The sequence below is a fragment of the Gracilibacillus timonensis genome, from assembly GCF_900086715.1.
GTDB classification, from domain to species: Bacteria; Bacillota; Bacilli; order Bacillales; family Amphibacillaceae; genus Gracilibacillus; species Gracilibacillus timonensis.
This window is the reverse complement of the sequence record NZ_FLKH01000011.1, coordinates 235,634-257,784: the sequence shown is the minus strand read 5'-3', so window position 1 is coordinate 257,784 and position 22,151 is coordinate 235,634. Positions and strand designations below refer to the sequence as shown.

20 protein-coding genes and 1 pseudogene are annotated in these 22,151 nt (G+C 40.7%); 4 read left to right on the top strand and 17 right to left on the bottom strand.

Annotated features, from left to right (window positions below):
• Nucleotides 1–16: 16 nt before the first annotated feature.
• Nucleotides 17–931 carry an ABC transporter permease gene (locus tag BN6556_RS08580; RefSeq protein ID WP_066191246.1) on the bottom strand — a complete coding sequence of 305 codons (915 nt, stop codon included), beginning with the start codon at nt 929–931 and terminating at the stop codon, nt 17–19.
• An 803-nt stretch (nt 932–1,734) separates the two neighbouring features.
• Between BN6556_RS08580 and BN6556_RS08575 the strand changes: the two genes are divergently transcribed.
• Nucleotides 1,735–2,301 carry a glycerol-3-phosphate responsive antiterminator gene (locus BN6556_RS08575; protein WP_066189777.1) on the top strand — a complete coding sequence of 189 codons (567 nt, stop codon included), beginning with the start codon at nt 1,735–1,737 and terminating at the stop codon, nt 2,299–2,301.
• A gap of 98 nt (nt 2,302–2,399) precedes the next feature.
• Here BN6556_RS08575 and BN6556_RS08570 read toward each other — a convergent pair whose 3' ends face one another.
• The 8 genes from BN6556_RS08570 to BN6556_RS08535 form a co-directional block, all read right to left on the bottom strand.
• Nucleotides 2,400–3,770, bottom strand: coding sequence for an extracellular solute-binding protein (locus tag BN6556_RS08570; RefSeq protein ID WP_066189774.1), 1,371 nt, complete (start codon nt 3,768–3,770; stop codon nt 2,400–2,402).
• A 61-nt stretch (nt 3,771–3,831) separates the two neighbouring features.
• Entirely contained in the window at nt 3,832–4,674 is an 843-nt protein-coding gene (locus BN6556_RS08565) for a carbohydrate ABC transporter permease (RefSeq protein ID WP_066189770.1), read from the bottom strand.
• Nucleotides 4,675–4,689: 15 nt separating this feature from the next.
• Nucleotides 4,690–5,637 carry a carbohydrate ABC transporter permease gene (locus tag BN6556_RS08560; protein WP_078059991.1) on the bottom strand — a complete coding sequence of 316 codons (948 nt, stop codon included), beginning with the start codon at nt 5,635–5,637 and terminating at the stop codon, nt 4,690–4,692.
• A gap of 93 nt (nt 5,638–5,730) precedes the next feature.
• Complete coding sequence (locus BN6556_RS08555; protein WP_078059990.1) at nt 5,731–6,624, bottom strand: helix-turn-helix transcriptional regulator; 894 nt, start codon at nt 6,622–6,624, stop codon at nt 5,731–5,733.
• A gap of 48 nt (nt 6,625–6,672) precedes the next feature.
• Complete coding sequence (locus BN6556_RS08550) at nt 6,673–7,431, bottom strand: sugar phosphate isomerase/epimerase family protein (protein WP_066189766.1); 759 nt, start codon at nt 7,429–7,431, stop codon at nt 6,673–6,675.
• Between the two features lie 524 nt (nt 7,432–7,955).
• A complete protein-coding gene (locus BN6556_RS08545) occupies nt 7,956–9,029 on the bottom strand; it encodes a Gfo/Idh/MocA family protein (RefSeq protein WP_066189763.1) in 1,074 nt (357 codons plus the stop codon).
• Between the two features lie 25 nt (nt 9,030–9,054).
• Nucleotides 9,055–10,071: a Gfo/Idh/MocA family protein gene (locus BN6556_RS08540; RefSeq protein WP_066189762.1), complete on the bottom strand. Its 1,017-nt coding sequence runs from the start codon at nt 10,069–10,071 to the stop codon at nt 9,055–9,057.
• Nucleotides 10,072–10,221: 150 nt separating this feature from the next.
• On the bottom strand, nt 10,222–11,085 hold the full coding sequence (locus BN6556_RS08535; RefSeq protein WP_066189760.1) for a helix-turn-helix transcriptional regulator: 864 nt from the start codon (nt 11,083–11,085) through the stop codon (nt 10,222–10,224).
• Nucleotides 11,086–11,277: 192 nt separating this feature from the next.
• Here BN6556_RS08535 and BN6556_RS08530 point away from each other — a divergent pair, with 192 nt between their 5' ends.
• The 3 genes and pseudogenes from BN6556_RS08530 to BN6556_RS08515 all read left to right on the top strand — a co-directional run bounded on the left by BN6556_RS08530 (nt 11,278) and on the right by BN6556_RS08515 (nt 13,650).
• Nucleotides 11,278–11,847, top strand: coding sequence for a xanthine phosphoribosyltransferase (locus tag BN6556_RS08530; RefSeq protein WP_066189755.1), 570 nt, complete (start codon nt 11,278–11,280; stop codon nt 11,845–11,847).
• A 102-nt stretch (nt 11,848–11,949) separates the two neighbouring features.
• A pseudogene (locus tag BN6556_RS21545) lies at nt 11,950–12,509 on the top strand (IS607 family transposase).
• A gap of 16 nt (nt 12,510–12,525) precedes the next feature.
• On the top strand, nt 12,526–13,650 hold the full coding sequence (locus BN6556_RS08515; protein ID WP_066189747.1) for an RNA-guided endonuclease InsQ/TnpB family protein: 1,125 nt from the start codon (nt 12,526–12,528) through the stop codon (nt 13,648–13,650).
• Nucleotides 13,651–13,843: 193 nt separating this feature from the next.
• Here the strand turns inward: BN6556_RS08515 and BN6556_RS08510 are convergent, their stop codons facing one another.
• The 8 genes from BN6556_RS08510 to BN6556_RS08475 form a co-directional block, all read right to left on the bottom strand.
• Nucleotides 13,844–14,983, bottom strand: coding sequence for an MFS transporter (locus BN6556_RS08510; protein ID WP_066189744.1), 1,140 nt, complete (start codon nt 14,981–14,983; stop codon nt 13,844–13,846).
• A 71-nt stretch (nt 14,984–15,054) separates the two neighbouring features.
• On the bottom strand, nt 15,055–16,104 hold the full coding sequence (locus BN6556_RS08505; RefSeq protein WP_066189742.1) for a Gfo/Idh/MocA family protein: 1,050 nt from the start codon (nt 16,102–16,104) through the stop codon (nt 15,055–15,057).
• Nucleotides 16,105–16,117: 13 nt separating this feature from the next.
• Complete coding sequence (locus BN6556_RS08500; protein WP_066189740.1) at nt 16,118–16,981, bottom strand: sugar phosphate isomerase/epimerase family protein; 864 nt, start codon at nt 16,979–16,981, stop codon at nt 16,118–16,120.
• 24 nt (nt 16,982–17,005) lie between these two features.
• Nucleotides 17,006–17,995 carry a Gfo/Idh/MocA family protein gene (locus tag BN6556_RS08495; RefSeq protein WP_066189734.1) on the bottom strand — a complete coding sequence of 330 codons (990 nt, stop codon included), beginning with the start codon at nt 17,993–17,995 and terminating at the stop codon, nt 17,006–17,008.
• A 2-nt stretch (nt 17,996–17,997) separates the two neighbouring features.
• Nucleotides 17,998–18,975 (bottom strand): Gfo/Idh/MocA family protein, encoded by a 978-nt coding sequence (locus BN6556_RS08490; RefSeq protein ID WP_066189732.1) that lies wholly within the window; start codon nt 18,973–18,975, stop codon nt 17,998–18,000.
• Between the two features lie 93 nt (nt 18,976–19,068).
• Complete coding sequence (locus tag BN6556_RS08485; protein ID WP_066189728.1) at nt 19,069–20,034, bottom strand: Gfo/Idh/MocA family protein; 966 nt, start codon at nt 20,032–20,034, stop codon at nt 19,069–19,071.
• Between the two features lie 14 nt (nt 20,035–20,048).
• The gene (locus BN6556_RS08480) at nt 20,049–20,873 is read right to left on the bottom strand and encodes a sugar phosphate isomerase/epimerase family protein (RefSeq protein WP_066189726.1); all 825 of its coding nucleotides are present in this window, start codon (nt 20,871–20,873) and stop codon (nt 20,049–20,051) included.
• A gap of 10 nt (nt 20,874–20,883) precedes the next feature.
• Nucleotides 20,884–22,119: an ROK family transcriptional regulator gene (locus BN6556_RS08475; protein ID WP_066189722.1), complete on the bottom strand. Its 1,236-nt coding sequence runs from the start codon at nt 22,117–22,119 to the stop codon at nt 20,884–20,886.
• Nucleotides 22,120–22,151 lie beyond the last annotated feature (32 nt).

The following is a 22,151-nucleotide window of genomic DNA, read 5'->3' as shown; positions in this document are numbered from 1 at the left end:
TTCTTCACCTCATCTTTTACCATAGACTCACCTTATTCACCTTTCTTGCTACATAGTTCACGATTAACAAGATGGTAAAATTAATCACAGATTCAAATAATCCGATAGCAGTAGAATAACTGTATTGCGATCCCAATATACCGGTTCGATAAACATGGGTAGCTATGACATCAGATGCTGCCATATTTAGGTTGTTCTGCATCAAGAATACCTTTTCAAAACCTACACCAAAGATACTGCCACACTGTAAAATCAACATAATAATAATGGTTGGTTTAATAGCTGGTAAGTTGATATGCCAGATCGTCTGAAGTTTCGAAGCCCCATCAATCATTGCCGCCTCTTTTAACTGCGGATCAATACCGGATAGTGCCGCTAAGTAGATAATCGAACTCCATCCCATTGTTTGCCAAACACCAGATAATACATAAGTGGTCTTAAACCAGCCGGGTTCCGTCATAAATGCTATTGGTTCGCCTCCAAAGGCTGCAATAATATTATTCAGCACTCCTGTCGCCGGCGATAACAGCATAAACAGCAAAGCAACTACAACCACTGTAGATAGAAAATGTGGCGCATAGGTTACCGTTTGAACAATTTGTTTAAACCGCTTGTTCTTCACTTCGTTAATCATCAATGCCAAAATAATTGGAATTGGAAACCCAAGCGCCAATTCATACAGCCCGATAAATAAGGTGTTTTTTATCAATCTCCAGAAATAAAAACTATCAAAAAATCGAATGAAATGGTCAAAACCAACCCACGGACTACCCGTAATTCCTTCTACTGCTAAAAAATTCTTAAAGGCTATCTGTGCCCCGTACATCGGGTAGTATTTAAAAATTAAGAAATACAAAATAACAGGCAGTATCAGTAGATATAAATCCCAATTTTGACGTACAGACTTGATACCGGCATGCCGTTTTGTCAAAGAAGGTTTTTTTGTTCGTCTATCATTGCTTAATGTCTGATCAGCAGTATCGTTCACTTTCAATTGATTTACTCCCCCCTAAAAGCAATGTCATAGTAACTCGTTTACAATGCCTCATCCTCCTTCTGGTCACTCTATGTGATTGGACTATCTCTTTCATCATCGGTTATGTAACAATAAGTAATATCGCACATTTTAGTTTAAAACACCCCTATGAAGATGGTATAAATGGATTGTAAAGAAACCGTTAAAAAGAGAGTCTTACAGAGCGATACGAAACCGTTAAACTAAGTGACCATCTCTTCTATCATCTTTATGTATATCCAACTCATAACAAACAAGAAAAAGAGAAGACAGAAAATTAGACACACCTTTACCCAAAAAGGTATCTATCTAACTCTATATTCTCTGTGGACTCTAAGAGTTATTTCACTATACATATGTACGTTTAAATGACAGAAGATTTGATTTACGGCCAAATTATTAGCCTTTTATCCATTTGTTCCGCTCTAAGAATAAATAGATTTTCTTTCCTATTTCTAAGAATAAACCACTAATATGAAGCGAATATAAATAGAATGTAAAAAAGATGTAAAGAAACAATAAATAGACCAGCGAAATGATGTTTCCTTCCAATATGCCCAAAATTATGGATTGCCAGAAATATTGGCTTAAACATTCATTATCTTCTACTCCTACATCAATGGGCTAATTCATTTCATTTTCATTAAAATATAAATATGCTAGGATAGTAGTAATATCTGTATTCACTATTGATTAAAAAGTGGAAAGGAAGCGTTATTATGGACCAAATTACTGATATGGTTCAATCACAAGTTATTGCGTCTATAAAGAGGCCGGAAGATATAGACAAGGCAATCCAGGCACATGCGAATATTACTTTTCTATTAACTGGTGATCTACTTAACACGCCGGAATATATTGAGCGCCTAAAACAAGCTGGTAAAAAAGTTTTTTTGCACTTGGATTTTATCGATGGATTAGCTAATACACAAAGTGCATTACGATACGTTTCTGAAAAATGGAAACCAGACGGTGTCATTTCCACCAAAAGTGGTATCATCAAAAACGCCAATGAAGTAGGATTGATGACCATCATGCGTGTCTTCTTAATCGATCACAGCGGTCTGGACAAAGGGATTGAAATGGCCCACAAATGTAAGCCTAGTGCTATTGAAGTTTTACCAGGTATTATGCCCACCGTTATTGACAGCCTAACAAAGAAAACACATTTGCCGATTATTTCCGGTGGTTTAATCAGCACGAAACAAGACATACTTCAAGGACTTCAGGCTGGTGCACTAGCTATTTCAACAGGATCTTCTGCATTATGGAATTTTGATTTGTAGCTGGAGGGTGTGAAAGGGAAAGTTGATTTTAAAAAGGATAATTAGCCCTTAAAACAGACTAATTATCCTATCATTTGTTACGCCATTTTAAATTCTATCTAATTTCGATTCTCCAACCAATCTGTACTTTCCTGCTGTGCTTTTTCCAGCGCTTCTTCTGCCGACCTTGATCCTGTCATGGCCGCCTCTACTTCAGAAGTCAGAATGAAGCGTGGCTGTGAAGAGCCCCATGGATAGCGTGGGGTCATAGGAGCACTTAAAGCTTCCATTGTCGGATCCATTAAATGCTGCACTTCCTCATAACTATCCCATTCCGTTGCTGCCTTAATTGTTGGCATCGCATTGACATTTTCAAAGACATATTGTTGCATAAATTCACTGGTTGCAAACTTTAACCATTCCCACGCAAGTTCTTTATTTTCACTATTCTTCGCAATGGTAATTGGACTACCTGCGAATAAACCACCTACACCTTCATCATTTTTAAATTCCTGAGCAATGCCAATTCGTTCATCAAGGCCTTGGGCATGGGATGGCATGATTAAATCCCCTGGCCCTTGGTTCAGCATAATCGCAATATCGTTTTCAGGTGTTAGCCATTTTTCATTACCCTGATTACTAGTCAATCCCTCTGGTGCGTATTCTTGCATTTCCAATAACCATTCTAAACCTTCTGTCATTTCAGGACTATCAAATTCGAATTCAATTTCATCCCAGGCAAAACCAGTACCCCAACGTCCATTCTGACCTTCTGCAAGATTCACCAATGTAAAGGCAGAGGACCAATCACCGCGAAACCAAATACCATAGTTTTGTTCACCAGTTTCTGGATTTTCTCCGGTCATTTGTTTCGCCTTTTCCATCACTTCTTCCATCGTCGGATAATCGGACAAGTATTCAACCCCCCACTCATCAAACAGTTGCTTATCATAAGCGATAAAACGAGCGTCACCCAAGAATGGAAGTCCATAGGTTTCCAATTCATCCGAATCAGGTCCAATTACTTCCCATCCTGCCATCTGATTATCAATAAATACACTTTCATCAAATTCTTCATCCTCATCCATATAAGATTGCAACGGCTCAAGCACATCTTGTGGTGCAAAATCGGCAATACCTGGCATTTGATAAACATCTGCTTCTCCAGATGTGATCATCGCCTGTGTTTTTTCGGTATAGCCTTCCCATGGCATCGTAACAAATTCTACAGTAGCTCCTGGATGTTGGCTTTCAAACTCGTCTTTTACAACATGCAAACCTTCTGCTGTATTTCCCGTGATCGGGTCTGTGGAATCCTCCATATCAAAATCACCAATTAAATGGACGGTGATCGACTGTCCATCCCATTCACCGCCAGAATCACCACTTCCTCCTGACGCACCTTCATCTCCTGAATTGCTGCAACCTGCTATGACCATACCCATCAACATCAGAAACAACAACGTCATGATCGATCGTTTTGCAAACATTTTTCTACCCCCGTTTTTTAAAAATTTATTGTCCTGCAAACGCAGCCAGTCTAGTCAATGATCACTCCCCTTTCACTCCACTAAGTGCAATACTTTGAATAATGTATCGCTGTAAGAAAAGATACAGCACTACTATCGGTAAAATACTTACCGTAGCTAACGCCATCGTTAAACCACCTAAGCTCGTTCCATTTTCCAGCGAGAAGCTCGCTAAATATAAAGGAACGGTATGAAGATCTTGATTATTTAATACAACTAATGGCCACATAAAGTCATTCCAGCTCCAGATAAAAGATAGAATCACCATCGTGGCAGCAATGGGACCAGCTAAAGGAAAATATACCTGAAAAAAGATTCGAAATTCTCCGGCCCCGTCAATTTGTGCCGCCTCACGCAAGGTATTCGGTAATTGATCAAAAAATTGCTTCGACAAGAAAATCAACATCCCATTAATCACCGTTGGCAGAATGATAGGCCAGAAAGTATTTAACAACCCAACACTGTTAAATAACGTGTACAATGGAATTAATCGTGGCTCCATTGGGATCATTAAAGTACATAACACTAAAATAAAAAGTAAGCGTTTAAACTTAAAATCCCCTTTAGAAAAGGCATAACCAGCAAACAAAGAGGCTCCTACTTGAATCACTACCGAGCTGACCGTTACAATTCCTGAGTTAATATAAGCCTGAATCAGCCTGCCATTTTCAAACACAATCCCATAGTTAAACGATGATATAGTTTCTGGTATCAATCGTGGCGGAAAAGGCATCGTTATATTCGCGGTACGGTCAAATCCCACACTTACCATCCAAATAAAAGGCATCATTAAGATCGTTCCAAAAATGAATAATGCCGTGAATTTCACCACACTGTTGGTTCTTCGCATTGCTTTATCACTCATAATTTTCCTCCTTTCCTACAGCTTCATTTTCGATATTTTTAAATTAAAGAAAGTAAAGATCAAGATAATCACAAACATAATATACGTAGCAGCCGAGGCGATCCCAAATTCAAAACCGGTAAAACCTCGCTCATAAATGAAGGCTCCCATTGTTTGAATCGACCTTGCCGGACTTCCATTTGGCCCGCCTAATACGTAGATTTCGTTAAAGCGCTGCAGACTGCCGATCCATCCAGTTATTAGCAAAAAGGCAAAGGTTCCGCTCATGTTTGGTATCGTGATAAATAACCATTGTTGAATGGAGCTGGCCCCGTCTATTCTTGCTGCCTCATACATTTCTGGAGATATAGCCTGCAAATTGGCCAAACAAATGATAATTACAAAACCAATCCAGTGCCACACAGCCAGCATAATAACGCCCCACTTGGAAGTGCTAGGATCGGAAAACCAGGTGGATGTCGGCAATCCAAGTGCATCAAGGGCATAATTGGCGACTCCCATTTCCGGATGTAAGACAAATTGAAAGATCATCGCTGCCGCTACAATCGAGGTAACATTCGGTAGAAAATAGACTACCTTAAAGAAGTTCTGACCGAATCGAACCGAATTGATTAATGAGGCAAAGATAAAACCTAACGGAATCGTGATCACAATCTGAAATACTCCAATAAAGAAGGTATTCCACACCGTATTCCAAAAGGTTGCCGACGTTAACACATACTGAAAGTTACGCAAACCAATGAAATTCTCGATCGTTCCATTCGATTGAAAAAAACTTAGCCGAAATGATTCGACAATGGGATAAACCATAAATAGGATGATCCCGAGGAAACTTGGTAACAAGAACAAGTACCAAGTCAACGCTGATTTTCTTTTTTTACTATGAAGCGTATCGACATCTGCAGCAATACTTGGATTGCTATCTAGCTGTCCATGTTCCGTTTCTGTTTTCTTTGTAGACAAGACTTCCGCCTCCTTTGCTTGATAACGCTTACTAATCAGTTTAGTGAGTTGTTATACCGCAACTCTGTTATATTCAAATGAATAAAACAAGATTTACAACCGCTTACAACGAGATAAGCGTAAATTTCTATACTCGGTAGGGCTTACTTGATAATGGTGCCTGAATTTTCTACTAAAATGGGATGAACTCTCAAAACCTGACTCCATTGCAATATCCAGCATAGATTTACTTGGATACATCTCCAACATGTACTTCGTGCGCACTAATCTTCTATTCATGAGATATTGCATAACGGTCATACCAGTAACATCCTTGAAAATTCTCGACATATAATACTTGCTTAGGTGTAAATTTTCCGCCATCTCATCCAACGTAACGGCGCGTTGATAATTCTGGTCAATCCAGGATATTAATCGGTTGACATGATTATTTTTCTCATTATTCGCCAATGGTATTTGAATCAACTCACTATTACTAATCTCATAAATAATAAATAATAGTTCAATCAAACGATTGGTAATCTGTCCTTCTAATAAATCCTTCTCCAATTCTGATACTGTTAAATCAGCTAAGTACAGTTTTTTTAAATGAATATCTTCTAAAATCGCAATCAATTTCTCATGATATTTTTGATCAATCCCTCTAAATAAGAAATTGGTCAGTTTCTCGAAGGGATCCAACAGCATCGGCACATTTAATTGCTGAATAATTGGTCGTGTCCATTCTGCCGAGAACTCCACTACACTTCGAATATATGGTATATCTCGTTGTGGATGCGGGCCATGCAAGGAGGATCCATTCATAATGATAAGATCATTTTTCTCCAACTGAATCACATGGTCATCGATCAGATACTTACAATCTCCTTCATGAAAGTAATAGATTTCGTAATGCGAGTGAGAATGCGTATAGAAGTTATGGGTGTATAAATCTACCGACGTATTCTTATAAAAAACACGCACGTTTTCTGTCGTCTGATCATTCATCGCCATTCTCTCCTTCAATTTTGATGGTTAAATCGAAGTTTACTCCAGTCAGAAAATCTCATGCAGGAATCTATTAGCTTCTGCGGCCTCGGCCTCCATATCTTTCCATTGACATTCTATAGATAGGCGCTGATGATAGTCTATTGATTCCAGTTGCTCTCGCAAATCATGATAAGGATAGCTACCTGTACCTGGAGCAAACCTGTTACTATCTGCCACATGAATATGCCTAATCCACCTATCTGCTTTTGCAATATTTGTTAAAGGTTCTTGTTCTTTTTGCATATGATAGAAATCGGCTAGTACCTTAATAGACGGGTGATTCACCTCTTCTGCCAGCGCTGTTGCCTCTAAGACGGTATTAATTGCATTACTCTCCTCTCGATTTAATGGTTCTATCACCATCGTCAGTTCCAATGATTCCGCATACCAGGCCACCATTTGTAAAAAATGTACGATTTGACGATGGGCTTCCCCCGCTGAAAAGTCAGTAGGATAAGTCCTGGCACCCCCGCTCCCAAAGACCACTGTGTCCGCTCCAATTTCCTTCACACGTGGCAACATTTTTGCTAAGTAAGTATCCAGTGCTTGTTGATCTACTTGATTACCCGTTACCTTCAGCGAACCCGGCAGCAATATATTACATACCTCAACCGGCAACGGACTGTCTTGGTAAGCCTTGATTCGTTCATTTACCTGCTGCTGATTCTCTCCCATCAACGAGACAACCGGCACCTCCAGAAAATCGAAACCCGCTTCTTGCAGCATAACCGCCTGATCCAGACTAGCACAACAACCTATTTTCATCTTATCTCCCCCTTGTGTCATGTTATCCGTAACATAGATAATGATAGTGAAAAGTTTGTGATAAATGCATCAACAAGCCCTTCGTTGTAAGCGTTTTATAATTGAAGCAATGACCTTATTTTAACAATCGTTTGGCTGACAGGCTCGCACCTCTTTGCTATGGTTTTGTCTGAGATTGCTCTGATGAATAGCCGTTTTTCTTATTATTCGCTTAAAACTGCATATTTAAGCGACTTTTGTTGTGTGTTGTAATTGTACTGTTGGTTACACCTATTTAATGACTCATAAGCATTATTAGTCACCTAAAAGGGAAAATATAGAAATGGGATTGTGGATATAAATGAAGAAGTAATATAGACACCTCCATTTAAAAATTGTCGTGCGGGTACGAGAAGATATGATAAAGGCATGGGTAGATGCTGTTCGTACACACTTACATATGATAACCATTCATAGTTCTAGATCATCATCTGACACAAAAAAATCCTAGAAGTCGATAAGACCTCTAGGATAACCTCTATTCTTTATTCTACTTTCATGGCTTGCTTCTGGGCGATTAAGCATAATTCTGCTGCTTTAAACGTATGAGCTTGTGTCATTGCCTCTTCCGTTCGATGAATACAATCCTTAATTAATGCGCCAAAGTATGGGAAGCCTACTTTGCCTTGCAGGTTGAAGTGTTGTTCACCGTTTTTATTCACTAAATAAAGCTGGTCGCCACCTTTATCCGTTGCCAAATCCACATATTTTCGAATTTCAATCGTTCCCTCTGTTCCCGTAATAAAGGTTCTTCCATCACCCCAGGTACTCAATCCATCCGGGGTAAACCAGTCGACACGAAAATATTGGGTTGCCCCATTTCCACCAACTAATGTGGCATCACCATAGTCATCTAGTTCGGGATAAGTTGGATTGTCATAGTTTGCTATTTTACTATGAACCACCTCGGCATTGGTATTACCGGTATAATAGAGAAACTGTTCAATCTGATGACTGCCAATATCCGCCAATATCCCACCATACCTCTCCTTCTCAAAAAACCAATCTGGTCTGCTTGGGGCATTTAGGCGGTGTGGACCGAAGCCTGTAACCTGCAATACTCTGCCTATCGCTCCCTCTTGAATGAGCTGACCTGCAAAAACGGCACTCTCAACGTGCAATCGCTCGCTATAATATACCATATACTTCTGCCCTGTCTCTTCAACAACTTTCTTTGTTTCTTCTAATTGTTCTAATGTAGTGAATGGTGTTTTATCAGTGAAATAATCCTTACCCGCCTTCATCACACGATTACCAAGTGCACTTCGATCGGAAGGAATGGCCGCAGCCGCTACCAATTTCACTTCCTCATCCTGCAATATATCCTCCAACGAGGTCGCTTGTTGTGCTTGCGGAAACGTTTTTAGAAAAGCGTCCACCTTAGCTTGATCTGGATCATATACCCACTTCAAGGTGGCACCTGCTTCAACTAAACCATTGCATTGCCCATAAATATGACCATGGTCCAACGCAGCAGCTGCAAAAACAAATTCCCCCTCTTGAACGACCGGATTCGGCTTTCCTTTTGGTGCATAATTCATTCCATCTGCTTTACTCATTATGAAGACACTCCTATCTTTTTTATTATTTATTGGTGCTTACTTTTCGAGACAAAGTCTGTTTGGTTCGTGAAGATTCATTTATCAGTGCGATCATTTCCATCGACGAATATGCGTCCTTGGCATGAATATAATCATCCCCATCCTGCTCTATTTGGCGGTAAAAATGGTTAATTAACTTCGCATGACTCGCTCCATAATAAAATTTGCTACCAGGTAATTTACGGTCCTCCGCCAGTATTTTCTTTTCTTCATCTACCTGTGTTATGGTTAATATGCTGTCTTTTATCGTAAACTTAGCTTTTTCTAGGATAAGCTGCAACTCCACCGACGAGTTATCGCCATTAGCATTTGTAGCAAAAAATAAGCCAGTAGCCCCACTCTCGAACGTAATATAGGCGCTTGCCGTATCCTCTACATCATAACCATAATCTAGTAATGTATCGATAGAACCGCGGATTGTATTAATTCCACCACCAAACCATTGCAGCAAATCTAATGTATGAATCGATTGATTGATCATCACACCACCGCCTGCTGTTTCCATAGAAGCCCGCCATGGTTTCACTTCGTAATACGATTTGGGGCGGTGCCATGCTACCAAGCCTTTTACACTTAACAGATCGCCATACGTACCACTTTGCACCAACTCTTGTAAACATTCCACCGTTTCATTCAGTCGATTCTGCAAATTGACAGCTATCTTCACATGAGGATTGGCGGCTTCTAAATCCACAATTGCCTGACTATCGCTTAGCGTGTGCGCCAACGGCTTTTCCAAAATAACATGAATCCCCCGCTCTACGGCCACTTTTGTTGCTGGATAATGCAGGTGGTGTGGCAGGCAAATATGCACACAATCCAACTTCTCCTCCTGCAACATGGTACGGTAATCCGGATAACACGGAATATCAGGCAAACTGCTATATGCTTCTTCATCGATATCAGAAACGGCAATCAGCTCTGCTTCCGGATGTTCTGTGATCACCGGAACATGAATCTTCGAGATGTCTCCTAGACCAATCACACCTATTCGTAACATGATTTTCTCTTCCTCTCTCCTTGACAAAATATATATGAATTTATATTCTTACAAGCGTATAACGCTGTGGTAAAGCGAGACTTATCAGGAGGTTTAGGGATCGTTGGTTTCCATACCCACTGTTGGTTACCTCTCCTATAGCCGGAAAACTTACGAACCCTTAACGCTGTGGTAAATCTGCAGCCGCTGTTTCCGGTATTGTTTTGCCGTCATCCCAACACTTTGTTTAAAAAAACGGCTAAAGTGAGAAGCGCTTTCAAAACCACATTGATCAGCAATTTGTTGCATGGACTTATCCGTATCCATCTCTAACAAATATTTCACCTGTTGCAGCCTGACCGCCATCACATATTCCATCACGGTATAACCTGTCATCTCTTTAAACACATGAGAGACATAAAACCTGCTCACATTAAGAGTATCTGCAATCTTTTGGATTGACAGCTTTTCATGAAAATGTCCTTGAATAAAAGCAGCAATATTCTCCGCATGTCTTGCCTTGTCCATTTTATCTGGCATCACCTTATGGGATTCTCTTTGTCCTAATTGATTCACTACAATCAACAGCTGCACCACTAATGTTTTAAGTTCCCATGTTTTCTCATAGGATTCTGTATCAAACAGACGCTCAACCTCCACTATTTGATGGATAAGCGTTTCTACTTGTTGGAGCTCACCTAATTGACTGGGGCGAATCAAACAATGATGTAGCTGATCGAAGACATCTAATAATGAAACAGCCCCCATCGCTTCTAACACAGGCAACACCAAATCTGGTGTAAAATGCACATGACTTCTCACATACACACTATCCTTAGGTACATTTGGTTTGTGCAAGGCTAATCCATCCATTAACAGAATATCTCCAGGCTGTAAATCATAGATTTGGTTGTGAATCAAATAGCGGCACGTGCCCTCGTGAAAGACATAAATCTCATACTCCTTGTGAGAATGTGCCTGCATTTCACCTACTGGACCTTGCAGCCGATAACTTGCTATCAGGGTTTCTTCCATATCTCTCCCCTTCAATCTTCTGATCTTTTCATTTTATTGTATATGATTAGATAATAAAATGGCTAGTATTGTCCATTTTTATTTATTTTTTGACTGAGAGTGTTTTCTATTTTTCGTGATAGGTCCTGAGCTCTGCTTTCACCCATTCCATATGGTAAAATAGTAAAACCATACATCAGGGAGGAAACAGTCGTGGAAAAACTTAAACAACGAATCATCAATGATGGCGTCGTACTTTCCGAAAAGGTACTGAAGGTAGACCAGTTTCTAAACCATCAAATAGACCCCGCTTTGATGCAAGATATTGGAGAGACTTTCGCCAACCATTTTCGTGATCAACAACCTACAAAAATTGTTACAATCGAATCCTCTGGAATTGCCCCTGCCATATTTGCAGGTCTTTCTTTGAACGTTCCGGTTATTTTTGCCCGTAAAAAGAAGTCATTGACACTGACAGAAGGGCTGATGACAGCAGACGTATACTCTTATACCAAACAAGAAACAAGTACCATTTCCATTGCTTCTAAATTTTTAGAAGCCTCTGATCACGTGCTGATTATCGATGATTTTCTAGCTAACGGTCAAGCAGCATTAGGATTAATTAAGATAATCGAGCAAACACAGGCAAGGGTTGCAGGAATTGGTATTGTGATTGAAAAGGCATTTCAAGATGGTGGAAAGCTGCTTCGCGACAAAGGCTACCACGTAGAATCGCTAGCGCAGATTAAGAGCTTGGCGAATAAACAAGTTACCTTTCTCTAATCATCAGAGGTTCGTAACTGTTTCTGAATAACTATAAAAAACTATAAAAAGATATTAAAAATTTGTGGTTTTGACCGATATAATGATGAAAGAAGTGAAACGATGAATTATTATTCGATGGGTGAGTTTGCAAAGAGAATCAGTGTTACCGTTCCAACCATGAGGAACTGGCATAAGCAAGGGAAGTTCATTCCAAATCACATCACTGAAGGTGGACACCGTTATTATCGTGAGAGTCAGCTACAAAGATTTTTAGGTGTGGCAAGTGGTAAAGAAAGAGTTGTTATTGGTTATTGTCGTGTAAGCAGTCATAAACAAAAAGATGACCTTGAGCGTCAAATGGATCACATGAAGGTTATTTAGTTGCACAAGGCAAATCGTTTAAAATAATACAAGATGTAGGCAATGGGATTCATGACAATAAAAAAGGCCTACAGGAATTAATAAGAAAAATGACGCACAATGAAGTCGATAAAGTCGTTATTTTCGATAAAGATCGTTTATTACGATTCGGTTTTGAGTTAGTCGAGTATGTGGCATCATTGCATGATGGTGAGGTCGAAATCATGGAGCAAGAATTAGTGGAAGATTTGATTCCAATTGTCACCGTGTTCTCTTGCCGGTTGCAAGGTAAAAGAGCGAACAAAGCTAAAAAATTATGAAAGGAGTTGAGTAATAATGATGAAAGCCTACAAAATCAAACTCAATCCAAATAACAAGCAACGCACTCTGTTAGAACGTTCCGCAGGAGTGTCGAGGTGGGCGTATAATTGGGCGTTGGAACAAAAGAAAAAACGGTACGAAGAAACTGGCAAGACGGTTTCACAAGCGGATCTAAGGAAACGGTTGACGAAGCTGAAGCAAACAGACGACTATCAATGGCTGTTCCAGTTCAGCAACAACATCACGAAGCAGGCTATTAAGGATAGTGACGAAGCGTTCAAACGTTTTTTTAAAGGACAGGCGAGGTACCCCCGATTCAAGAGTAAGAGAAAATCGAAGTGGTCATTCTACAACGACAATCATAAAGTGAAACGGTCTGATACACATATTCGACTTGAAAAGATAGGGTGGATTCGTTTCGCTGAAACAGGGTATTTACCTATCGAGTTCAAACCGCTGTCTTACCGTGTCAGCCGAGAAGGATTGCACTGGTTCGTCAGCATAACGGTTGAGATACCCGATTCATCGGATTATTCAACACCTGTAAATGAGCCAATCGGCATTGACTTAGGTATTAAGACGTTGGCGACGGTCAGTGATGGTTCGGTGTATGTCAATATCAATAAAAAGCACGAAGTTAGACAGATGGAGAAACGTCTACGAAGGTTGCAACGGCAGATTTCTCGTAAATACAAAATGAATAAGGAGGGAAGCCGATATCGGAAAACGTGCAACATTATAAAAACCGAAAAAGAGATAGCAAGGTTGCAAACACGTTTGAACCATATCCGAACGAACTATATTCATCAAATGACGAGTGAGATCGTGAGAACCAAACCATCCCACATTGTCATGGAGGATTTAAACGTTCGGGGTATGATGAAGAACAAGCACTTAGCTGACCACATTGCAAAATGTCATTTTCGTGAAATCCGCAGACAACTGACTTACAAGGCAAATCAGTCGGGTGTTTCCCTTGTTGTGGCAGACCGCTGGTATCCTTCTTCAAGAATATGTTGTGAGTGTGGTGTGATGGATAAAACACTGAAACTGTCTGATCGGAAGATGAAATGTGAATGTGGAAATCGAATCGACAGGGACATGAACGCTAGTATCAACCTTTCAAGATTAGCCGTATAGTCACGAACAAGACACGGCTAATAGGTACCGTGAGTTACACGGGAATGAACGCCCTCGGAGTGTTACAGCAAACGAGAGTAGTATCTGAGACAGATACAAAATCGGACACGGTGAACAGGGAAGAAAACAAAAAATCTCTTTTACAGGTTTTTATAAGTTTTTCGTAACGGGAGCAGTTACCCTCTGATGATCGTCAACTTCCTTGTAACGTTTTCTTTTTAGGCTTCAGCCAAAGGATCACAATACTGGCTAAGGCCACAACCGTAGCCAGCTGATACATCTGTTCAATGGTCATAAAGGTCAGCACCCAGCCAGCTAACATGTTCCCTACAACTCCACCTAAGCCAAGAGAAACGGCCCAAAAGATTGTCTGACCAGTAGCTCGGTAATTCTCAGGGGTTAATTCATCGACATAAGCAACAGCGACAAAATATTGAATACTGTAGGATAAAGCCAATAGGATTTGTGACCACAGCAAAATATCTATATTGGTACTAACGCCAAGTATAAGCCATCTCATTCCATACACAAAGGCAACCGCTGTTAACAAAACAGGATAAGAGAAGGCATTCATTAATTGTCTTGATAACGAGAAAAAGGGCACTTCTAGAATCGATTTAATTAGTAAAGCGAATCCGATTAAACTGATAGAAGCTCCTAAGTCCTGCATATGTATCGAATAAAAGGAATTGTTGGCGTGCACAGTCAAATGAACCATAAAACTAAAACAAAGAAACAAAACAAAATGATGATTTCGGAATAAGGCAAGTATTTCTTTCAAATGGAATTCCTTTTTCGCCGCCAATTGAACCGGTAATTTCAAGGCCAAAAACAAGGCTACAACAATCAACACACTGTGCAAGATAAACATCAGATTTAAACCAAAGATATCCAACAGCCGCCCTACCACCAGGACACCTGCCGCATAGCCTAACGAACCCCACAGCCTGATCTTGCCAAACTCTTTCCGGCTATCCAGCATCGCCATTGCCGTCACATCCGCAATCGGCGGAATCGCGCTTTGAAAGAAAAAGAAGAGAATATTTAACCATAACAGATGCTCAAATTGACTTGATATCGGAAAAAAGAGGATCGTTGCAGCCGCACCGACAATCATCACACCAAGCGTTACTTTGGCAGAATTCATATAATCCGTTACCATGCCCCAAAACGGTTGTGCCACAATCATTACCATTGGCCCTACTGCAAACAAAATCCCAATCTCACGCGCATCCAAACCAAAGTCAGCATAAAATAGATTCAAAAATTGAAAGGCCCCTGTCGACATTGTAAACATAAAGTAAAACAGCTTCAGCAGCCCATATTTTTTCATGTTTTCCAACTCCCTTGTTCTCCAATAGATAAGCCATGCCAGTTCACCTGACATGGCCTATCTAGATACGCTTAAAATTGAATTTCTTTACCTTTTTCACTGGACTCATAAATTCCACAAAGGATTTTCATCATCTCTACCCCATCTGACACAGGGCTGCGTGTTTCCTTATCTCCGTTAATAGTATCTACAAAGTAATCAATCTCATTTTGAAATGCCTGTTGGAAATTAAAACTATGATGATCCGTTTGCGGGGTTGCGTTTAACATCGTATTATATTTCTCCGTGATAATCTCAAGCGATGGTTCTAATTCTGCACCACCCTTGTCCCCATACAGATTCACCGCCATTTGATCTTGCTTAGCATGGAGGGTAAAGCTGACATCTACCATTAAAGATGCACCATTTTCAAAGGTTATCAGGGCATTCGCCATATCTTCTACGGTATTTTTATTGGGATCATAGTCAGCCGCTTTATAAAAATCCAGATGTTCTACATTCGAACGATTTCCTAGCTGATGGTACGTATTCCCTCGGATTGATTTCACCTTTGGTTTCCCCATTAAATACCAACAAATGTCGATGATATGTACACCTAAATCAATTAAAGGGCCACCACCGGATCTTTCTTTATCCGCAAACCAGCCACCTGGGTTGCCTAATCGCCTTAAACAGGTCGCTTTGGCATAATAAATGTCACCCAAATCTCCATTATCAATAAAGCGTTTGACAATCTCCGTATTGGCAGCATAGCGTCGTACAAAACCAACTTGGAGGGTTTTTCCGGAAGATTTTACAGCTTCTTCTACCGCTAGGGCATCTTCCACAGTTTTACATAGTGGCTTTTCCACTAGTACATGTTTCCCTGCTTGAAGTGCTGCGATAGCTATCTCGGCATGCGTGTTATTCCATGTACAGATACTAACCGCCTCGACCTCTTTATTAGCCAGTAATTCATGGTAACCGGTATACGTATGCGTTGCCCCATATTGTTCTGCTTTTTGCTTCGCCCGCGTTTCATTTAGATCACAAATCGCAAAAATTTCTGCTTGTTCATTATTAGCATACGACTCGAAATGTGCTCCAGAAATCGACCCTGCTCCAATAACACCTATCTTCATGATTAATACCCTCCTATATTTCTTGCCACATGTTTTTCAGATTGGTCAAACTTAATTTCGAGGCAAGTTTACATTCTTCCAGACCTTCAAATTCGATCGACACATACCCGTCATAATCAGATGCTTTAATCACTCGCAACACTTCCCGCATCGGAATATCTCCATGACCGATGATCGCACTGCGCAAATAATTACCGGCGATAGTAGGTATCCAGCCTTCTCCTGGATTAAGATGAGCCGGCCGCTGGTAAAAATCTTTAATATGCACCATGGAAGCAAACGCAATATTCTTTTGAACAGCCGCCAGCGGACTTTCATCCGCACAAAGAAAATTCCCTACATCCATTGTTGTTTTGAAATTTTCCCGATCCACATGGTTAATCACGGACTGAACACGATCACTCTGCTGGATATAATAACCATGATTTTCGATACTTGTTGTGATCCCATACTGATGGGCATAATCGGCCACTTCTTGGCATGCGCTTACTAATAAAGGCAAATCCTTTTCAAAATTAGCAATGGTTGTCTCTGGAATTCCCCTTGAGGCAATATCATGACGCATTAACTTTGCTCCCAACCGATGAGCGATATCCACTTCCTTTTTCACCCGCTGAATCTCCGCTTGATAGTCTTCTTCTGTCGGCTGCAAAAAATTGGCTCCGATAGCATAGTTAGAAATTTCAATCCCTTTTTCCGCTGCACGCTCCCGAACTTGATCGATTAAATGATCGTCTTCCCATGCAAAGCCCAGATTCGGCACGATTTCAATATGCTCAAATCCTTGTTCACTTGTCCAATCGATCACATCCAATATCGTCATTTCCCCCGTCTTCATCGCCGCAAATAAACTATATGAACTTAATCCTATTTTCATATGATCACTCCTTGTTTTCCACCGTTATACCTTTATCCTTTCCATGGTAACGACTTGATTTATCTCCGCAGATTGATAAGCAGCTTTCACCACTTCCAATGCACGCAAGCCATCTTCTCCTGTGATAGAGGCTGGACGTTTGGTCTGTATACATTGGACAAAGTCATTTACCAAGCCCTGGTCCATATCATCTACCCAAGGCAGCTGTTGTACAGCATTCTCCCGATCGTTATATAATAAAAAGTGTTGCTTGAATGCATCAATTGTAAGGCTTCCTTTTGTCCCCACAACTTCCATTGTCACATCTCCCCAAGTAGGAAAAACATTTGGCCTGGACCAGCTTGGATCAATGGTGAAAATCACTCCTGATTCCATCTCCAACGAAACAATGCCACAATCCTCGACATCAATCGAATGAAACTTGGTATCCAGTTCGGCATAAACCGACTTTACCTCGTCATTCAGCAACCAGCGTGTCACATCCAGCAGATGCACAATGTGATCGGTCGCAGCACCTCCGCCTGACATTGCTTTATCAATAAACCAACTGCCTGGCATTTGTCCATGATTTGTACCATTAATCGCTACTACATCACCAATGTCTTGCGCCTCAAGTATGTTCTTGACTTGCTGCATAACAGGAGAAAAACGGACAGGATAAGCAATTTGCAAGGTGACTTGCTCTCGATTACAAACGTCAATCATAGCTTGTGCGTCATCCAACGATGTCGCTATCGGTTTCTCACATAAAATATGTTTCTTTGCCTGGGCAGCGGCGATGACATGCTCTTTATGTTTTACATTTTCAGAACAGATAACAACTGCTTCTACCTCTGTCGCTAATAATTGCGACAGATCATGATAAAAGCGAGTTTGATAGGTCTCTGCCATTTCTCTTCCTCGTTCGGCATGATCATCCCAGATTCCTATTATTTCAATATCCGGATGCTGACGCAGATACTGGGCGTAAGCAGTAGCATGCATATGTGCAAAGCTAATCATTCCAACCTTCATTTTTAATCCTCCTCCCCCATATGTATGGCTTGACCTAACTGTGCTGAAGTAATAGCAGCCTCCACCACTTTGACAGATTGGACGGCATCATTTAGTGAAATAACAGGAGTAACTCCTTCTCGTATACAATCCCTAAAATGTTTCAACTGTCTATAGATAGGTGATTCACCAATAAGGTCAGCGGATAGATATCCCTTACCAGATGAAGCATTAAACTGGTGGACTTTTATCGCCTCTTTGTTTTCATTACTTGCTACAAGGAGCCCTTCTTTTCCAGCGACTTCCACTGCTGACTGCAAACGATCTGCACCCCAGGATAACTCTACATGAGCCATTACTCCAGATTTCATTCGAACAGTAATAAGAGCATATTCGAATTCACTCTTTGTAATATGGCGAGCCATTACTCGTTCGACATCACCAAATGTCCACATCAACCAATCCAAATCATGAATCCCTAAATCCATCATAATACCGCCACTTTTGGTCGAATCAGCAAACCAGCCTCCTGGAAAGGCTGTTTTTCGAGAAAGCCGAACCACTCCTGGCTCACCAACCGCTCCTTCCAACACGCGATTTCGGAGGGCACTATATTCCGGATCAAATCGAAGGGTATGCCCGACAAAAATCCGCGCCTGTTTTTGCACACTTAATGCTTGAATTTCTTCCGCTTGTTCTCCTGTTAAACATAATGGTTTTTCACAAACAATCGACAACTGATCCTGCATTTGAATAGCAGCAGTAATCGTTTCATAGTGTAAAAAACTCGGCAAACAAATATCCAGTACATCGATATCCTCTTTCTCTAATAATGACTGGATATTTGCAAAATAGGCCGTATCCCACTTTGATAGAAGGGGTGATAGTTTATTCTCATCTCGACCTACCAGTGCTACTAACTCCGCATCATACAGACTATGCCAAGCCTCAGCATGACGCTGCCCCATTTTCCCCAGACCAATAACAGCTATTTTTAACATTTGCAAGCCCCCTTTTAAGCTATTAATAGCGCATCAAACCTAGAATGAAAATAGGTTTGGTGCTTCCTTCTCTTCGTTTTTCACCACAACTGTTTAGCTTAAAGAAATTACATTGCCCGAGTCCTGTGATTCATTCGCTGCCAAGGTCACCGCTAATGTTTTTAAGCCATTGGTATAGTCGGATAAAATGCCATCTGTGTTTCCGGTTACAATCGCATCAATAAAGGCTTGATCCTGTTCTGCATAAAAATCCACCTCTGCATCAGCGCTAACCACTTCGTTATTTTCTAAAATTGTAAGACCTGTTCCATCAATGGTTACACGGAAATTCTTACCTAATACTTCCACTCCCATACGATGATCCGTTTGTGTAATTGAACAATCCAAGTGACCAACCGCTCCATTAGTAAAGGTGAAGTTTACTGATGTAACATCTGGAATATCGATATTCTCTATCTCATCAGAAACACGCAAAGCCATATTGGCATACACCTTATCGATATCTCCACCTAAATGACGCATCATATCCATAATATGAGTAGCTTGTTCTACCAGCTGTCCGCCTGACTTAGACATCGTGCGATACCAAGGTGTTTCTACAAAACCACTGATATAGTGACCACGTACCATAGCAATCTCTTTATCTGCCAAATATTCCTTTGCCCTTTTAACCGTGTCAAGATAGCGCAAACAATAACCGGTCGCACAGATAATACCAGCTTGTTTAATGACAGCCTGTTTTCGTTTGGCTTCTTCGACATTTAACCCAACTGGTTTTTCGACCATTAAATGAATGCCCTTTTTTGCAGCCTTTTCTTCGACATCTCCATGTGCAAATGGTGGTACACAAATAAACAGAACATCAAGTACTTCGTTATCCAACATCTCCTCAGCATTGGTATAGGCAGTTGCCTGATGTTCTTCACCTACTCTTACAGCATTCGCTTCAACAATATCACATACAGAAGTGATATCCACCGCCTCATTGGCAGAAAGATTTTTCAAATGAGTAGCTGCAATTCCTCCAACACCAACAAATCCTACCTTCACTTTAGTCATTCATTCTCCTCCTCTTAACCTGCATTTATGATTAATTGAATATGTCTTGCCGTATCGATCGCCAGCGTTTTTGGATCAAGCTTATAAGGTGATAATTCGGCGGTTACTGGTCCATCATAACCTATCTCTTTCAGCGCCTTGCTGACCTCTTTCCAATTAACATCGCCGGCTAATAGATGAACAAATCCGGTGATATTTCCTGTCGCTGTATTGAAATCCTTGACATGTACCTTGCGAATACGCTGATCCAGTATACGAATCCATTGTTCAGGATAGCCAAATTGCAACACATTTCCAATATCTAAATAAACGCCGATATATTCGGAATCTAACTCGTCAACATAACGTGCCATTTCCATTGGAGAAAGCAAAAATTTATTCCACACATTTTCAATTCCAATATGTACTTGATGCTGCTCCGCTATAGGAAGTATTTTCTTAAGTTCTGCTTGACTGCGTTGATAACATTGATCATAGGAGACATCCTCTGATACAGAGCCAGGCACGACAAGCACCGTGTCAATATCCATTGCGGCGGCTAATTCAATTTGCTTCTCAATCACCTTGCGCCCTTCCGCTCGGGTGGCCTCATCTGGTGATGATAAAGGCACTTGCCATAGCAATGCAGTGGATAGGCTCTTAATCTGCACACCATATTCGTCTGCTAAGCGCTTAATCTTTTTGGCATCTTCCGGGGCTGAATCTATCGTCAACCCTATACCTCCAGCAGGATTCACGTTTAATTCCACAGTATCGAATCCCGCTTCTTTACTGTAAGCCAATACTTGTTCCAAACTTGTGTCTGCTGGGTAACACCATTGATTAATACCTGTTAGCATAATCATCCTCCTATAAACTTGTTTTTAGTCTGTTCGAATCATGAGTAAGCTTAAACTGAAACTTATCTTGCAATAAAACAGATGCCGCTCCTACCATTTCAAATTCCTTGCCAAGAGAAGACGAGGTAATAGAGACATCTTTATATAGAGCTTTTAACGCTCTTTGTTCCACCATGTCTTGTAAGCAAGCATATAATATTGGATTTTGATTTGTGACATCCCCCCCTAAAATAATCGCCTCTGGGTTAAATAAATGGACTAAGTGCACCACTCCTGCTGAGAGATATTCTGCCATTTGGTGATTAATTTCAATAGCCAAGTCATCTCCGGCATTCACTGCCTCCACAAACTCTGAGGGTGCAATAAACGTTTTATGATTGGTAAGATAATCTGCCAGCATCGTTTCTCGCCCTATTTCTATCTCTTCCATAATCTTCTGAGCAGTGGCAGGCCAGCTGATGTAATTTTCCAGACACCCCTTATTCCCGCAGCTACACGGTTTCCCATTCCAATCAATGCTTGTATGCCCCAATTCACCTGCACCACCGCTTTCTCCGCGCGATAGTGTATGGTTGACAATCACTCCGGCACCGACACCTTCGCCAATGGTAATATAAATTAGGTTTTCTACCTCCTGAAAATGACCAAAGTGTTTTTCTGCCAGAACATAGGCATTTGTATCGTTTTCAAGCCAAGTAGGCAATTGAAAATGCTGTTCCACTGAGTCACGCAGATAAACATCTTCTAGTAATAACACCGGATTATAATGAACAATCCCTTTTTTGGAGTCAACGATCCCTTGTATAATGATAGAAATCCCTACACATTGCCTGTGATCTTGCTGCTTGGTATAGAAATCTTCTAGTAACTGTAATAAATAATTCACCAAGACCGCACCAGTATATCCTTTCGTAGGGTAAATCTTTTTAATATTAATCTCCGCTTCTAAATTAATATCGGCAATCGTAATCTTAGAATAAGAGATGGATACACCAATGAGGTAGTGGTTATCTGGCGAAAATTGCAGCAAAATTGGTCTCCTGCCTCCGCTGGAGATTCCCGTTCCTCCTTCGTTGACATAGCCATCATTAATAAGCTCGGTGACGGCGGAAGCTACCGTTGTTGGGCTTAGCTCATTCTTTTTGGCAATCTCACTTCTGGAAATCGGACCATATTTGCGAATCGTCTCTAAAATAATCGAGCGATTAAGTTCTTGAATTAACTTGAGGTCACCTGTTCTTTTCATAGGTATACACATTCCAATCTAAAAAAGTTTGT

Bases quoted from the DNA above. Each gene is read 5' to 3' on its own strand.
- BN6556_RS08575 (WP_066189777.1), top strand. From the start codon at position 1,735: ATGGACCAAATTACTGATATGGTTCAATCACAAGTTATTGCGTCTATA.
- BN6556_RS08570 (WP_066189774.1), bottom strand. From the start codon at position 3,770: ATGTTTGCAAAACGATCGATCATGACGTTGTTGTTTCTGATGTTGATG.
- BN6556_RS08565 (WP_066189770.1), bottom strand. From the start codon at position 4,674: ATGAGTGATAAAGCAATGCGAAGAACCAACAGTGTGGTGAAATTCACG.
- BN6556_RS08555 (WP_078059990.1), bottom strand. From the start codon at position 6,624: ATGAATGATCAGACGACAGAAAACGTGCGTGTTTTTTATAAGAATACG.
- BN6556_RS08550 (WP_066189766.1), bottom strand. From the start codon at position 7,431: ATGAAAATAGGTTGTTGTGCTAGTCTGGATCAGGCGGTTATGCTGCAA.
- BN6556_RS08545 (WP_066189763.1), bottom strand. From the start codon at position 9,029: ATGAGTAAAGCAGATGGAATGAATTATGCACCAAAAGGAAAGCCGAAT.
- BN6556_RS08540 (WP_066189762.1), bottom strand. From the start codon at position 10,071: ATGTTACGAATAGGTGTGATTGGTCTAGGAGACATCTCGAAGATTCAT.
- BN6556_RS08535 (WP_066189760.1), bottom strand. From the start codon at position 11,085: ATGGAAGAAACCCTGATAGCAAGTTATCGGCTGCAAGGTCCAGTAGGT.
- BN6556_RS08515 (WP_066189747.1), top strand. From the start codon at position 12,526: ATGATGAAAGCCTACAAAATCAAACTCAATCCAAATAACAAGCAACGC.
- BN6556_RS08510 (WP_066189744.1), bottom strand. From the start codon at position 14,983: ATGAAAAAATATGGGCTGCTGAAGCTGTTTTACTTTATGTTTACAATG.
- BN6556_RS08505 (WP_066189742.1), bottom strand. From the start codon at position 16,104: ATGAAGATAGGTGTTATTGGAGCAGGGTCGATTTCTGGAGCACATTTC.
- BN6556_RS08500 (WP_066189740.1), bottom strand. From the start codon at position 16,981: ATGAAAATAGGATTAAGTTCATATAGTTTATTTGCGGCGATGAAGACG.
- BN6556_RS08495 (WP_066189734.1), bottom strand. From the start codon at position 17,995: ATGAAGGTTGGAATGATTAGCTTTGCACATATGCATGCTACTGCTTAC.
- BN6556_RS08490 (WP_066189732.1), bottom strand. From the start codon at position 18,975: ATGTTAAAAATAGCTGTTATTGGTCTGGGGAAAATGGGGCAGCGTCAT.
- BN6556_RS08485 (WP_066189728.1), bottom strand. From the start codon at position 20,034: ATGACTAAAGTGAAGGTAGGATTTGTTGGTGTTGGAGGAATTGCAGCT.
- BN6556_RS08480 (WP_066189726.1), bottom strand. From the start codon at position 20,873: ATGCTAACAGGTATTAATCAATGGTGTTACCCAGCAGACACAAGTTTG.
- BN6556_RS08475 (WP_066189722.1), bottom strand. From the start codon at position 22,119: ATGAAAAGAACAGGTGACCTCAAGTTAATTCAAGAACTTAATCGCTCG.